This window comes from Bhargavaea sp. CC-171006 (assembly GCF_009761675.1).
Classification (GTDB): Bacteria; Bacillota; Bacilli; order Bacillales_A; family Planococcaceae; genus Bhargavaea; species Bhargavaea changchunensis.
On sequence record NZ_QUZH01000022.1, the window covers coordinates 36,466 to 50,450 of the forward strand.

The 13,985-nt window shown below is 55.9% G+C and carries 14 protein-coding genes; all 14 read right to left on the reverse strand.

Features of this window, described 5'->3' with window-relative positions; genetic code table 11:
- Positions 1-339: 339 nt before the first annotated feature.
- Positions 340-1,008, reverse strand: a complete 669-nt coding sequence (nth, locus tag DZC51_RS09245) for an endonuclease III (RefSeq protein WP_157295095.1) — start codon at positions 1,006-1,008, stop codon at positions 340-342.
- Between the two features lie 70 nt (positions 1,009-1,078).
- On the reverse strand, positions 1,079-1,789 hold the full coding sequence (locus DZC51_RS09250) for a DnaD domain-containing protein (RefSeq protein ID WP_157295096.1): 711 nt from the start codon (positions 1,787-1,789) through the stop codon (positions 1,079-1,081).
- A 23-nt stretch (positions 1,790-1,812) separates the two neighbouring features.
- Positions 1,813-3,108, reverse strand: a complete 1,296-nt coding sequence (gene asnS, locus DZC51_RS09255) for an asparagine--tRNA ligase (RefSeq protein WP_157295099.1) — start codon at positions 3,106-3,108, stop codon at positions 1,813-1,815.
- A 23-nt stretch (positions 3,109-3,131) separates the two neighbouring features.
- Complete coding sequence (locus DZC51_RS09260) at positions 3,132-4,325, reverse strand: pyridoxal phosphate-dependent aminotransferase (protein ID WP_157295101.1); 1,194 nt, start codon at positions 4,323-4,325, stop codon at positions 3,132-3,134.
- Between the two features lie 15 nt (positions 4,326-4,340).
- Positions 4,341-4,820, reverse strand: a complete 480-nt coding sequence (locus DZC51_RS09265) for a cell wall elongation regulator TseB-like domain-containing protein (RefSeq protein WP_157295103.1) — start codon at positions 4,818-4,820, stop codon at positions 4,341-4,343.
- Positions 4,821-4,827: 7 nt separating this feature from the next.
- Positions 4,828-4,998: a YpmA family protein gene (locus DZC51_RS09270; protein WP_157295105.1), complete on the reverse strand. Its 171-nt coding sequence runs from the start codon at positions 4,996-4,998 to the stop codon at positions 4,828-4,830.
- 20 nt (positions 4,999-5,018) lie between these two features.
- Complete coding sequence (gene dinG / locus DZC51_RS09275) at positions 5,019-7,802, reverse strand: ATP-dependent DNA helicase DinG (RefSeq protein ID WP_157295107.1); 2,784 nt, start codon at positions 7,800-7,802, stop codon at positions 5,019-5,021.
- A 146-nt stretch (positions 7,803-7,948) separates the two neighbouring features.
- Complete coding sequence (gene panD / locus DZC51_RS09280; RefSeq protein ID WP_157295109.1) at positions 7,949-8,332, reverse strand: aspartate 1-decarboxylase; 384 nt, start codon at positions 8,330-8,332, stop codon at positions 7,949-7,951.
- The gene (gene panC, locus DZC51_RS09285; protein ID WP_198304093.1) at positions 8,329-9,186 is read right to left on the reverse strand and encodes a pantoate--beta-alanine ligase; all 858 of its coding nucleotides are present in this window, start codon (positions 9,184-9,186) and stop codon (positions 8,329-8,331) included. Before panC ends, panD begins: the two co-directional genes overlap by 4 nt.
- Entirely contained in the window at positions 9,173-10,021 is an 849-nt protein-coding gene (panB, locus tag DZC51_RS09290; protein WP_157295112.1) for a 3-methyl-2-oxobutanoate hydroxymethyltransferase, read from the reverse strand. The genes panC and panB overlap by 14 nt, the downstream gene beginning before the upstream one ends.
- A 250-nt stretch (positions 10,022-10,271) precedes the next feature.
- Entirely contained in the window at positions 10,272-11,261 is a 990-nt protein-coding gene (locus DZC51_RS09295; protein WP_157295113.1) for a biotin--[acetyl-CoA-carboxylase] ligase, read from the reverse strand.
- A complete protein-coding gene (locus DZC51_RS09300) occupies positions 11,239-12,432 on the reverse strand; it encodes a CCA tRNA nucleotidyltransferase (RefSeq protein WP_232524104.1) in 1,194 nt (397 codons plus the stop codon). Before DZC51_RS09300 ends, DZC51_RS09295 begins: the two co-directional genes overlap by 23 nt.
- A complete protein-coding gene (gene bshA, locus DZC51_RS09305; RefSeq protein ID WP_157295114.1) occupies positions 12,429-13,568 on the reverse strand; it encodes an N-acetyl-alpha-D-glucosaminyl L-malate synthase BshA in 1,140 nt (379 codons plus the stop codon). The genes DZC51_RS09300 and bshA overlap by 4 nt, the downstream gene beginning before the upstream one ends.
- On the reverse strand, positions 13,565-13,981 hold the full coding sequence (gene mgsA / locus DZC51_RS09310) for a methylglyoxal synthase (RefSeq protein ID WP_157295115.1): 417 nt from the start codon (positions 13,979-13,981) through the stop codon (positions 13,565-13,567). Before mgsA ends, bshA begins: the two co-directional genes overlap by 4 nt.
- Between the last annotated feature and the right edge of the window lie 4 nt (positions 13,982-13,985).

The following is a 13,985-nucleotide window of genomic DNA, read 5'->3' on the forward strand; positions in this document are numbered from 1 at the left end:
GAACAGACGGTCATGCGTGAAATCGCATGGCCGTTTTTTCATGCGTCAACACGGTTGCGCTAGTTTTTCATAGAGGAACTTCTTGGGTTCGTAAGCGAACTCAGGACGGCCTCCCTCTTCGTACGTAAACTTCTTAGATTCGTGCGGGAACCCGGAACACGCTCCTTTTTGTACACGAACTTCTCGGGTTCGTACACAAACCCGAAGCGCACGCCATTTTTGGTAAGCGGACTTGGGAAATGCCCAGCTTTCCACGGAAAAACTCTTGCTGAACTCTTGCAATCAAGCAAATGAAAAAACCGGAATTGCCTTTTCATTGGCCATTCCGGTTTTCTGTGTTTATTCCGCTTCTTCATCTTTGTTGTTCAGTTTCATACGCTTACGCCCTTCGCGGCACATGTTGAGGATTGGGCAGATGCCGCATTCGGGACCTTTCGCTTTGCAGAAATATCGTCCGAAGAAGATCAGCTGGTGGTGGGTCTGCGACCATTCGTCTTCCGGTGTCCAGCGCATCAGTTTCTGCTCAACCTCAAGCGGGCTGTCTTTCCAGCGGTTGAGGCCAAGTCGCTTGGAAACCCTCTCCACATGGGTGTCGACTGCAAATGCCGGCACGCCGTATGCAACGGAGACGACCACATTTGCCGTCTTCCGGCCGACACCGGGCAGTGTCGTGAGGGTGTCCCGGTCGTCGGGGACGATTCCGCCATGTTTCTCCAGCAGGATCTCGCTCATCGCCCTGATGTTTTTCGCTTTGTTCCGGAACAGGCCGATCGAACGGATGTCATCCTGTAGTTCCTCAAGAGGTACCGCCAGGTAATCTTCCGGCCGCTTATACTTTTGGAACAGATCCTTTGTCACCCTGTTGACCAGTGCGTCAGTGCACTGGGCTGACAGCATTGTCGCAACCAGCAGCTCGAACGGATTGTCATGGACGAGTTCACAGTGCGCGTCCGGATACATGTCGGCAATTTCTTCTCGGCATACATTCCATTGGGCTTTCGTCAGCATGTCCTGGTCCTTTCTGAAACGGCCGGCTCCCGCTTGATGGGAGCCGGCCGGCCAATTAGTGGTCTATCGGTCAGTCCCGTTCTTCCAGCCAGTTGTAGAACGGGACTTTCCGTTTGGATTCGTTGCCGGATGCGTGCCGGGAAGGCTGGGCATGGCCGCGGAAATTCCGTGCTTCCCCTTCCGCCTCCTGGACGGTCCGGATGTTTTTCTTTTTCCACTCAAACAGAATCCGGTCGATGTAGCGGAGGCTCACTTTCCGCGCAATCACTGCTTCGCGGAGAGCCGCCTTGATCAGATCGGCGGAATGGCCGTCCTGGTCAAACCACATCGAGATCGTCTCGCACTCCATCGGGGAGAGAAGCCGGCCGAACTCCTGCTCGAACATGGCGAAAATCTCGCCCTCTTCCGCCTGCCGGTTTTCTTCCTCCTTGCCGGAGCATCCGAGTACCTGTGCATCGACCAGACGCGTCCAGAGCGGCTGAAGGCTGTAGTTTTCATTCAGCACGCCATTTTCGTCCATCGTCCGTTCAATCGTCAGGAACCCTGACTGCATCAGGCGCTGGAGGCCGTTGCCGATTTCTTCATCGGACAGCGACATCCTGGCTGACAGGTCCGACGGTCCGGGAAGGCCCTGACCATTTTCGGCAAACGACATCAGCTGCAGGACAAGAAGGGCATCGAGGTCGCGAATGCCGAGCTGCTTATAAGAGCTAAAAAAGAGCTGGGAAATGGAGACATTCCCCTGCTCAATCCAGATGCGGAGCCGATCCTGACTAGTCACCGAATCAACCTCCTTCATCTTCATCATGGGTAGAGCCTGTTCAGCAGACGCGGGAACGGAATCGCTTCACGGACGTGTTCGGCTCCGGAGATCCAGGCAACTGTCCGCTCAAGGCCGAGACCGAAACCGGAATGGGGCACGGAGCCCTGTTTGCGGAGCTCGAGGTACCATGCGTAGGCCTCTGGGTCCAGCTGATGCTCTTCGATCCGCTGCTTCAGGAGGTCATAATCATGGATCCGCTCGGAACCGCCGATGATCTCACCGTAGCCTTCCGGTGCGATCAGATCCGCACAGAGCACGACATCGTCGCGGTCCGGATGCGGCTGCATGTAGAACGGCTTGATCGCCGTCGGGTAGTTCACAATGAATACCGGCTTGTCATGGTGTTCAGCGATCGCTGTCTCGTGCGGTGCGCCGAAGTCGTCGCCCCACTGGATGTCGTCGAAGCCCTTTTCGTGGAGGAATTCGATCGCTTCGTCGTATGTGATGCGCGGGAACGGGGCCTGAATCTTTTCAAGTTTGGACGTATCGCGACCGAGTACGCCGAGTTCCAGCTGGCAGTTTTTCAGCACAGACCGGACCAGGTGAGAGACATATTGCTCCTGAACCTCAAGGCTTTCGTCGTGTTCGGTGAACGCCATTTCCGGCTCCATCATCCAGAACTCGATCAGGTGGCGTCGGGTCTTGGACTTTTCCGCCCGGAATGTCGGCCCGAACGAGAATACCTTGCCAAGTGCCATCGCGGCTGCTTCCAAATGGAGCTGGCCGGATTGGGACAGGAATGCATCCTCATCAAAGTACTTGGTGTGGAACAGTTCCGACGTGCCTTCCGGTGCTGAACCGGTCAGGATCGGAGGGTCGATCTTCACGAAACCGCGGTCATTGAAGAATTCATAAGTCGCGCGGATGATTTCGTTCCGGATCTTCATGATGGCATGCTGCTTCTTGGAACGGAGCCAGAAGTGGCGGTTGTCCATCAGGAATTCGGTGCCGTGCTCTTTCGGTGTGATCGGGTAGTCCTCAGCCTCTCCGATCACTTCGATGCCGGAAACCTGAAGCTCGCATCCGAAAGCGGACCGCCCGTCCTCGATGACGGTACCGGTCACGTACATCGACGTTTCCTGGTTGATCGATTTTGCCGCAGCGAACACGTCTTCCGGAACATCTGCCTTGACGACGACCCCCTGCACAAAGCCGGAACCGTCGCGGAGCTGAAGGAAGGCAATCTTCCCGCTTGAGCGCTTGTTCGCGAGCCAGCAGCCGATGCGGACTGTTTCTCCGACATGCTGCGGCATTTCTTTAATCATGATTTTATCCATAAAGTAAACCTCCGATTATCGTTTCAGTCTTGCCAGCGGGCCTCCACAAATTCACGGATCCGCCGGACGGCTTCCTTGAACTGCGAGAGTTCGGTCGCATAGCTGAGCCGGATCGTATCCGGTGCCCCGAAGCCGCTTCCCGGAATCACTGCGACCTTTGCTTCTTCCAGGAGCGCACGCGCAAAGGCATCGGTGTCTGTGAAGCCGGTGTTCCGGACTGCCTCCGACACGTCAGGAAGCAGGTAGAAGGCGCCCTGCGGCTTCAGGACCTTGAAGCCCGGAATATCTGAAAGGATCGGATAAACGGCATCCAGGCGCTTTCCAAAGTCCTTTCTCATCGTCTCGACCGCATCCCACGAACCTTCATATGCCTCAATCGCCGCATATTGCGAAGTTGTGACCGGGTTGGACGTGGAATGGCTCGCAAGGTCAGTCATCGCCTTGATGACCGCCTCGTCGCCGCATGCGTAGCCGATTCTCCAGCCTGTCATCGAGTGGGACTTCGAGACGCCGTTAATCACAATCGTGCGGTCTTTCGCATCATCTGAAAGCGTCGCAATGGATACATGCTTGGCATCACCGTAGATCAGTTTTTCGTAGATCTCATCGGAGATGATCCAGATGTCCGCTTCCCTGCAGACTTCCAGGATGGCACGCATCTCGTCTTCGGTATAGATCATCCCCGACGGGTTGCTCGGTGAGTTCAGGATAAACGCTTTTGTCTTTTCCGATACTGCTTCTTTCAATTGTTCGGCCGTGATCTTGAATCCGGAATCCACCGATCCTTCTATGTGTACAGGAACGCCGCCGGCAAGTTTCACCTGTTCGGGATAGCTGACCCAGTACGGGATCGGGATGATGACTTCGTCGCCCGGGTCCAGGATGACCTGGAAGAGCGTATACAGAACGTGCTTCGCCCCGATGCCGACGAGTACCTCGGATGGCTTGTATGTAAGTCCGTGGTCCCTTGCCATCTTGCGGATGATGGCATCTTTAAGCTCCGGAAGACCGCCTGCCGGCGTATATTTTGTCTTGCCTTCCTTCATCGATGCATAGGCGGCTTCAATGATATGGTCCGGCGTATTATAATCCGGCTCCCCGGCACCGAGTCCGATGACGTCGATGCCCTCTTTTTTCATCTGCTTCGCCTTTGCTGTGATCGCAAGCGTCGAAGATGGTGTAAGCGTTTCTGTCCGTTTTGCCAGTCTGCGGTCCATGCCGGGAACCCCTTCCTATAAGTTCAATATTTTCGTCCGTGTTTTGCCGTCCCCAAAATTCAAAAGAACATAGTTCAGCTTATCATCAGGCCCGGTAAAGGCCACTTCCCAGTAAGGTCCGGATTTGTCTGTTCCAAGGTGGACATGGATCACATCCGAAACGTTCATCTCCTCACGGACTGCCGAAAGCGCTTCTTTCGGACTGATGCCTTCTGAAAGGAGGACGCCCTGGATTTCACCTTTTTTGCCGTCCGGAACAAATACCGCCTTTGATCGGCCCTCTTTGTCCTTGCCCAGCACCGTAATAGACGGTCGGGTCCCGTTCACAGGGTAGGATCTGGTGATTTCGGTAAGTTGACCTTCCGCGATTGCACGCGTCTCAGCCTTTTCTTCCGCTTTCCCGATCGGCTTCTGGGCCTGATAAAAAACGATAACCCCGATCAGCGTAAATAGGGCGAGCGTGAAGATGGCAGTGAATCTGATCCAGTTTTTCATGACACGGTCACGTCCTGTAGATTGTGAAAACAGCCGTCTCATGATCATCCGGGTCGAGGGCAAGCCCGAACATCAGGTCGTCTTCCTTCAATGTCCGGTTAAGCGCGTCGACAATTTTATATAGATCCGGCTGATACTTTACTTTGATGGTGTTCACAATTTCAATTCTGCTTTCCATATTAGACCTGCCTTCTGTCTTCATACTTCGTCATTATACCAACTTTCCAATTCAAGCACCATATCACCAAGGCCGACTTTCTCGACAGGGACAGGCGGTAGCGCCCGGATGAACTCTGCACCGTAAGATTTCTTCTCGATCCTGCGGTCAAGCACAATATAGGCCCCGCGGTCGGATGTCGAGCGGATCAGCCGCCCGAACCCCTGGCGGAACTTGATGATGGCCTCCGGCAACGAAAGTTCCTGAAACGGATTTTTCCCCAAAGCTGCCACTCTTGCGGCCCTTGCCTTGAACAGAGGGTTCTCCGGTGAGCTGAATGGCAGCCGGACAACGATGACCGCAGCCAGTGCTTCACCCGGTACGTCCACCCCCTCCCAGAAGCTGTCCGTGCCGAACAGCACGGAATGATTGAAACGCTGGAAAGACTTCAGAAGCCGCATCCGGCTTCCCGGTGTGATGCCCTGGGCAATCAGCATATATTCTGCCAGCAGTTCGCTGTCGACGATCAGCTCGTAGGTTTTGCGCAGCATGTCATGGGAGGTGAAGAGAACAAAGCACCTTCCCCCAGTCGCGATCACTGCCTGAACAACTGCGTCTGCGACCGATTCGATGTATTCTTGCTGCGGCACATTCAGGATATCAGGCATATCACTGACGATGTACATTTTTGCACCCCGGTAAAATTCCGGCGGTGCGGTGAACTTCCGGATTTCGACCGTCCGGGGAAGACCGATCTGATCGGCGATGAACCGCTCCCTTCCCGGAATTGAAAGCGTCCCGGATGTCCAGATCACCCCGAAGCGCCCATCCGGATTGACCGCTTTCCGGATCATGCCGGAAACATCAGCAGGCTGCCGGACAATCTTCAGGCTTCCCGGAATGCTTCTCATGTCGGCCTCTATCCAGGCAGCCGCATCCTCAAGTCCTGCCGGGCCGAACAGTTCCATCCAGCCGGCAGCCTGCAGACGGATTTCACGGATCCAGTGCTGCCACTCAGACAGGAACCGGGCTTCTTCAGGCTGGTGTCCTCCTGCGGAAACAAGAGGCGAAGTGAGTTCTGTGACTTTATCCAGATAGGCATACAACTGCTCACCGGCTTCCCTGCAGCGCGGGAGGAGCGGTTCGAGATCAGCGAGCGCATAGGTCCGTTTTTGTTCATGCGGACGGTCTTCACCCAAAGTCTGAATAAGCAGTTGGATGCCCTCGAAAGCGCCATCGAATGCATCCATCGCCCTGTCATACATCTCCCCTGCCCGCACGGCCTCCCGCTCGCCCGGAAAGCCGGTTTTACGGGCAAGCGAAACAAACCGGTCTTGAAGGAGCCCTTCACCGGATCTCCCCATCTGGCCAAGTGTGTATTTGAAATCAGTGTATGAAAAGAGCGTTTCTGCATGGGAGCGTGCCGCCGTGATGAACTGATGGGCCTCATCAATGACCATTCCCGACAAATCCGGAAACGGTGAATGGCTGCGCTCCTGCGCCGACAGGAGCATGGCATGGTTGGTGACGATCAGATCCGCATTCCTTGCAAGCTCCAGCGTACGGAGGTAGTAATCGATGTTCTCCAGTTCCCCATCGCGGACGGCGGCCCGGTATTTGCGGATCTTATCAAGGAAAAGTCCGCCCCCGCCTGACACATTGAGTTCCTCCAGATCTCCGGTCTCAGTGCCGGCCAACCAGACCACCACCTGCAAGATGGCGAGGGTCTCGTCATAGGACTCATCCGCCGCCGCCAAAATGCCTGCAAACCGCTCAAGGTCGATATAGTGCCCGACGCCTTTCAGGAGCGCTGTCCTAATTGGCACTCCGACGGCCCGCTCCACCTTTTCCACATCATTGCCGATTATCTGCTCGGTCAGGTGGTTGGTATAAGTGCTGATGACTATCGGTTTGCCTTCTCGGAGGGTGTGGACCACTGCCGGAAGAAGATAGGCAAAAGTTTTGCCGATACCGGTCGCTGCTTCTGCAGCGAACTCGGATTTTGTTTCGAGTGTGGTATAAACGGTATCCATCATAGCGGATTGTGCCGGCCGATCCTCGTAATGCTCAAATGCATGGCGGAACCGGGATTCTTTCTCCTGCGGATTCCCGGGATAGGCGATATTTGCGGAAATGCGTGACTTTGGCGGTACCGATTTTTTCATTGCGATACCTTTCCAGATCCGGTAGCCGCCTTCTCCAATGGCATGACGCCGTTTTTCCTTAAGTGCACTATAAAACAGTGAACTCAGGTCCGACTTGAGCCGGAATGAACGTTTATGGAGTATGGAAAGCGTCGGCTCCGGCAACCGGGCGGTCTCTTCCCGGAGCCTGATGAAGAGCTCCGCCGTTGCCTTGGCATCCTCGATGGCACGATGGGCATTTTCCAGAACGATGCCGAATTCCGCTGCAATATCCTGCAGCTTGAAGCTTGGCGCGGACGGACGGATGATTTTCGCAAGTTCCACGGTATCGACAGTTTCCCCGCTCCACTTCGGAAGGCCTGCACGCTGGAATTCATGCTGCAGGAAAGGCAGGTCGAACGATACATTATGCGCGACGAACACGCAGCCCTCAAGCCATTCCCTGATTTCGGCCGCCCGTTCCTCGAACATCGGGGCTCGGGACACATCTTTGTCCCGAATTCCTGTCAGGCTGCTGATGAAGGCCGGAATCTTCCGTCCGGGATTCAGGAAGGTGGAATACGTTTTTGTCACGGTGCCGTTTTCCACAAGGGCCATCCCGATTTCAATCATCCTGTCTCCACTTTTCGGTGAATGTCCGGTCGTTTCAAGATCTACGACCGCATATCGTTTTCCGTCCATCTATATCATCTCGCTGTCCGTCGGTGTCTTACCGAAATTGTACCACATACCCGGGCTTTGAATCGTCTGTCCGGCGGCCTGAAATATGCGCAGGTCCACTCCAAACAAAAGAACTCCCGAATAACAGGGTTCGGGAGTCCGGCATTTTAATAAACCGTCGCTTCCGGCTCGTGACCGATGACGTCGTCGATCCGGTTGTCTTCGCCCATCAGGACGATATTCGGCTTATGGTGTTCTGCTTCATTTGCATTGATATGGACATAGCTGAGAATGATGACCGTATCACCGGGCTGGACAAGGCGGGCGGCGGCTCCGTTGACACAGATGACCCCGCTCCCGCGCCGGCCCTCAATGATATAGGTTTCAAAACGCGCGCCGTTATTGTTGTTCACTACCTGGACTTTTTCGTTCGGCAGCATACCGGCTGCGTCCAGGATGTCACGGTCGATTGTGATGCTGCCGACATAGTTCAGGTTCGCTTCTGTGACTGTGGCGCGGTGGATTTTACCGCTCAGCATGATTCTCATCATGATCGCTTCCCCTCCAGATTAACCAGGATGTTGTCAATCAGGCGTGCACCGGAAAATTGGACAGCCGCGGCGATAATCGCTTCCCGAGACGACGCGGAGAGTGGCCGCAGTGACGGATACTCAAGTATTTCCGCATAGTCGGTTTCCGCTCCCGGAATGTGCCCGAGGCTTTTACGGAGAGTGCCGAGGGCAAGGTCAGGATCTCCCGATTCCCTGAACATCCTCGCCCCTTGCTGCAGAGATTCGTAAATAGCCGGGGCTTGCTCCCGCTCTTCGGGAGTCAGCCGGACATTCCGCGAGCTTTTTGCAAGTCCGTCCTCTTCACGGACAGTCGGCACGCGGCGGATTTCCAGCGGGAAGTTATAATCTCTTACAAACGTTTCTATGATGGCCAGCTGCTGTGCATCTTTCTGGCCAAAATAAGCACGCTCCGGCATGGTCAGATGGAACAGCTTGGTGAGAACTTTCAGGACGCCGTCAAAGTGGCCCGGACGGCTTGCGCCGCATAATACATCCGCCTGCCGGCCGGGCAGGATGCGGATTTCACTGTTTTCCGGATACATCTCCTCCGGCGTCGGATGGAACAGGATGTCAACACCCGCCTTTTCCGCAAGTTCCGCATCCCGCTCAAGATCTCTCGGATAGCTGTCGAAATCTTCACCGGGGCCGAACTGCGCAGGATTGACAAAGATGCTCATGATCACGACGTCATTTTCTTTCCCGGCTTCCCGGGCCAGTGACAGATGCCCTTCGTGCAGATAGCCCATCGTCGGAACGAACCCGATGCTTTTCCCTTCCGAAGCGAGGCGCCCCGACACTGCGGCCATATCTGTGACTTTCTCAATGCGTTTCAACCGGGTCGCCTCCATACAGTTTGCCTGCTTCTTCCTCTTTCATCGTGAAGCGGTGGGCATCCGCCGGGAAGGAGCCGTCCCTTACCGCTGTCGCATAGGCGGTGATGCCATCTCGGATCGGTGTGCCGGCGTCGGCAAACCGGCGGACAAACTTCGGTACATGATGACTTCCGTAGCCGATCAGATCATGGAATACAAGCACTTGTCCGTCCGTTTCCGCACCGGCTCCGATTCCGATCACAGGGATGGAAAGCTCTTCGGTAATCCGGCCGGCAAGCTGATGGGGAATGCATTCAAGGACGAGCATGCAGGCGCCTGCTTCCTCCACTTCCTTCGCTTCCCGGATCAGCCGGAGCGCATCTTGCGCCGTCTTTCCCTGAACCTTGTAGCCGCCCGTAACGCCTGCCGACTGCGGCAGGAGCCCGAGATGCGCAACCACGGGAATCCCCGTCGACACGAGTCTCCCGATTGCTTTCGCCACAATGCCCGCACCCTCAAGCTTTAGGGCGTCCGCACCGGTTTCCCGGAACAAGCGGACAGCTGCTTCAAGTGTACGGTCGATGCTCCCGTGGTAAGTGCCGAACGGCATGTCCACAACTGTGAATGCATCTCCAGCCCCCCGTTGCACCGCCTTGCCATGGTGAATCATATCCTCGAGGGTCACCGGCACGGTTGAATCATAACCGAGCACGACCATTCCGAGTGAATCTCCGACAAGCAGTACATCCATTCCGCTATCGGCAGCCATCTTTGCCGTCGGATAATCGTACGCCGTCATCATCACAATCTTTTCGCCGTTCTGTTTTTTCTTCATCAGGTCTGCAGTGGTTGTCATTATTCTTCTCCTTTCCTGGAGAAAACCAAAAGCCCTTCCGCCAAAAATGGCAGAAGGGCTGAATATGCATTCCGGTCTTCTCCGTCCCTGTCTTTTCGGATCAAGGCGGACCAAGTCTATTGGCGATCCTTCCCGTCTTGGGAATGGCTTCGCTTTTCCGGCCGTTCAGCTTGTTTCAGGTGCAGTTCAGTTACGATACCGCCCTTCTCCGCCTCCAATATAGCAGAAAGCGGTTTCCCTGCGCAAGCGGTTATTCTGCGGGCTCGATGTCCGCGGAATAAATGCCGCGGATGCTGCCGTCTTCTGTCCGGATCTCCAGAACGCCGTCTTCTGTGATGCCGACTGCCGTCCCGGTAACTGTCTCCCGCACCATGACCGCATTCACTCTTCGGCCGATCGTATCAGAGTTTTCCTCCCATAGGAACTTGATGGGTGCAAACCCCTCTTCAAGATATAACCTTGAGTAATACCCGAGATTTCTCAGTACCGCGGCCGCAAGCGCAGCGCGGTCAAGCGGCTGGCCGGATTCCATCCGGATAGAAGTCGCGATATCCGCCAGTTCTTCCGGGAAGTCTTCCGGCTCCTGGTTTACATTGATGCCGGTGCCGATGATGATTGCCTGGACACGGTCGGGGTCTGCCTGAAGTTCGGTCAGGATGCCCGTCACCTTCCGGCCGCCGATCAGCAGATCATTCGGCCACTTGATGCGTGCTTCCACATCCGCCAGCTCGCGGATGGCCCGGCAGATGGACACAGCGGCAATCAGCGTAAACTGTGGTGCCCGGTGCGGCGGGATGTCCGGTTTGAGGATGATACTCATCCAGATTCCCTTGCCGGCGGCGGATGTCCAAGGACGCGCCAGCCGGCCGCGTCCTGCCGTCTGTTCCTCAGCGACGATCACTGTCCCGTCGGGTGCGCCGCTTTGCGCTTCCCTGTGGGCGATTGGCATCGTCGATTCGACTGATTCAAAGTGGATGATCTCACTGACGAATGGGTCATCCTTCAGGTGCTTCCGGATCAGTGCGGGCGTAAGCCTGTCCGGTGATGCCTCCAGCACATACCCTTTTTTCCGGACGGAGCGGACAGTAAAGCCGTCCTCCTCCAGTTCACGGACCCACTTCCAGACGGCCGTACGGGAAACACCGGCTTCATCAGCCAGCATCTGTCCGGAGACCGGCTCTCCGCCGGCCTCCATGAGCCGCCTGAGCAGGCTCTCTTTATCTTTTACTTTCGATTCCATCTAAAAACCATCCTTTGATGTCTTCCCGGGTGTTCTTGAGATGCCCGGTGACGACCGCTTCCTCGATGTTTGACAGCCACTCTTTCACCCATGGTCCGCCCTTTTTGCCGGACCATCCGATCAGATCATTTCCGGTAATGGCGAGGTCCCTCAGGGAAGAGATGGGGAGCCCGTTTTTCAGGGACCTGATCTTCCCCGGATCTTCCGGATCACCGGATTTCCCCGTCAGATGGGCGAACTTCGCGCCTGTGATGAGCGCATGCTCCGGCAGCCGGTAGGCATCCATCGGATTATACGGGCGCTCCGAACGGATTTTGCACGACTTGAGAATATCTCCGACCGACCGCTTCTCCGCGTTCGACAATTTGTACGGATTGCCTTCCGGAAAACCGGCCAGAAGGTAGAGCAGTGCCCAGCCCTCGACCGTTTCTGCCGGCTTGCCGAATTTCTGCCAGATGCCGAGGTTCGTTGCTGAGAATGCCCGCTCCATTAGCGGAAGATGTTCCGCAAGGCCTGTCTCCGCCATGAGTTGCGCAGCAAGGCCCGCCCGGCCGCTTGCCCAGACCTTGTCCATTTCCACCTTGATGCGCTCCACGGATACATGGTGGATGCTTGCGGCTTGCCTGCTGATCGCCGCTTTTGTTCCAGGTTCAATTTCAAATCCGGTCCTCGCAGCGAAGCGGACGGCACGCAGCATCCTGAGCGCATCTTCCCCGAACCGTTCGTCCGGGTCGCCGACAGCACGGATAATCCCCCGTCTGATGTCCTCTTCCCCTCCGAAAGGGTCATAGAGAGAGCCATCCCCCCGGATGGCGATGGCATTCATCGTGAAATCCCGGCGCCGAAGATCTTCCCTGAGCGAAGTCACATATTCCACATGATCGGGACGGCGGTGGTCAGTATAGATGCCTTCTGTCCGGTAGGTTGTCACTTCGACCGGCGGAGACGGATCAAGAACCATCACCGTTCCGTGGGCAATGCCGACATCTGCCGTTTTGGGGAAGATCGTCTTGACCTCCTGCGGCAGTGCCGCCGTCGCAACATCCACGTCATGAGCCGGCAGTCCCATCAGACGGTCACGGACCGCCCCCCCGACAATCACCGCTTCATGACCGGCTTCCCTGAGGCGCCCGACAATTTCAAATGCCGATTGCCAGTGTTTGTCCGTCAAGATTCCTTCCGCTCCAGCAGCTCGTAGTAGGCCGACTCGTATTCACGGACAATCCGCTCCGAACCGAACCTCTCCCGAACCGAACGGATGGCATCTTGGGAGAATCTTGAGGCCAGATCGGAATCCTTCAAAATGCGGATCGCCGCCTCTGCGTACCCCTCGATGTCACCGAGAGGTCGGATAAAGCCGTTTCTCCCGTCCTCGATCACTTCAGGTATGCCGCCGATGTCCGAGCCGATGCACGGCACGCCGCAAGCCATCGCCTCGATCAGGACGAGTCCAAATGCCTCTTTTTCAGAGACGAGCATGTTCAGGTTACTGATTGAGAACAGATCAGGCAGGTCGTCGCGCTTGCCCAGGAACAGCACTTCCGTCCCAAGCCCTTCTTCTGCAACCAGTGCATGGATTGGCTCGACTTCCGGTCCGTCTCCGACAAGGAGCAGCTTTGACGGCACTTCCCTGTTGATGATGGCAAAGCTCCGGACGACATCCTCGATACGCTTGACCTTGCGGAAGTTGGATACATGGATGACAATCTTGTCCGCCTCGGCGATGCCGAGGCCCGCCTTCATATGGTAGGCATTGACGGGACGGTAGCTGCGCTCATCAATAAAGTTGTAGATGGTCCGGATCTCGTTCGCCGGCCGGATCAGTTCGTATGTCTCTTCCTTGAGGGAATCCGAGACCGCTGTTGTCATATCGGATTTGTTGATTCCGTATTTCACTGTGCCGGATAGTGTCCGGTCATGGCCAAGAATGGTCACGTCCGTCCCGTGCAGCGTCGTGATGATCGGGATGGGCACACCTGCCATGTCGCGCCCGAGCGCGGAGCAGATCGCATGCGGGACGGCATAGTGGGCATGCAGGATGTCGAGTTCTTCCTCGACGATGACTTCCGATATTTTATTGGCTAGGGCGATGTCATATGGCGTGAACTTGAATACGGCATATTGACTGACCTCAACTTCATGGACTGTGATGTTGGGCTGGTCCATGTAAAGGCGGAACGGACGGCCGGACGTGATGAAATGGACGTCGTGGCCCCGCTCCGCAAGAAGGATGCCGAGTTCAGTTGCAACAACCCCTGAACCGCCGAGAGACGGATAGCAGGTGATGCCGATTTTGAGTTTTCTCATGCCATGCCACCGCCTTCAGGGTTTTTGTTGAGCCGCCAATCGAGATGGTCCTCCGAAAGTCCGCGCAAAAGCACTTCGGCCGTGCCCATGTTCGTGGCAAGCGGCACCTTGTATACATCCGACAGGCGCAACAGTGCCGAAACATCCGGCTCGTGAGGCTGGGCGGTGAGCGGATCGCGGAAGAAAATAATGAGATCGAGGCGGTTCTCCGCAACCATCGCCCCGATCTGCTGGTCGCCGCCGAGCGGTCCTGACTTGAAACGGTGAACATCCAGTCCGGTTGCTTCTCCAACAAGCTTGCCTGTCGTGCCGGTCGCAAACAAAGCGTGTTCCTTGAAAATTGGCAGGTAGGCGATGACGAATTGGATCAGATCATCTTTCTTCCTGTCGTGTGCGATCAGTGCAATATTCATCCGA

Coding starts and splice junctions, on each gene's coding strand:
- nth (WP_157295095.1), bottom strand. CDS start 1,008: ATGCTGACGAAAGCCCAATGGAATGTATGCCGAGAAGAAATTGCCGAC.
- asnS (WP_157295099.1), bottom strand. CDS start 3,108: ATGGATAAAATCATGATTAAAGAAATGCCGCAGCATGTCGGAGAAACA.
- DZC51_RS09260 (WP_157295101.1), bottom strand. CDS start 4,325: ATGGACCGCAGACTGGCAAAACGGACAGAAACGCTTACACCATCTTCG.
- DZC51_RS09265 (WP_157295103.1), bottom strand. CDS start 4,820: ATGAAAAACTGGATCAGATTCACTGCCATCTTCACGCTCGCCCTATTT.
- DZC51_RS09270 (WP_157295105.1), bottom strand. CDS start 4,998: ATGGAAAGCAGAATTGAAATTGTGAACACCATCAAAGTAAAGTATCAG.
- dinG (WP_157295107.1), bottom strand. CDS start 7,802: ATGGACGGAAAACGATATGCGGTCGTAGATCTTGAAACGACCGGACAT.
- panD (WP_157295109.1), bottom strand. CDS start 8,332: ATGATGAGAATCATGCTGAGCGGTAAAATCCACCGCGCCACAGTCACA.
- panB (WP_157295112.1), bottom strand. CDS start 10,021: ATGACAACCACTGCAGACCTGATGAAGAAAAAACAGAACGGCGAAAAG.
- DZC51_RS09295 (WP_157295113.1), bottom strand. CDS start 11,261: ATGGAATCGAAAGTAAAAGATAAAGAGAGCCTGCTCAGGCGGCTCATG.
- bshA (WP_157295114.1), bottom strand. CDS start 13,568: ATGAGAAAACTCAAAATCGGCATCACCTGCTATCCGTCTCTCGGCGGT.
- mgsA (WP_157295115.1), bottom strand. CDS start 13,981: ATGAATATTGCACTGATCGCACACGACAGGAAGAAAGATGATCTGATC.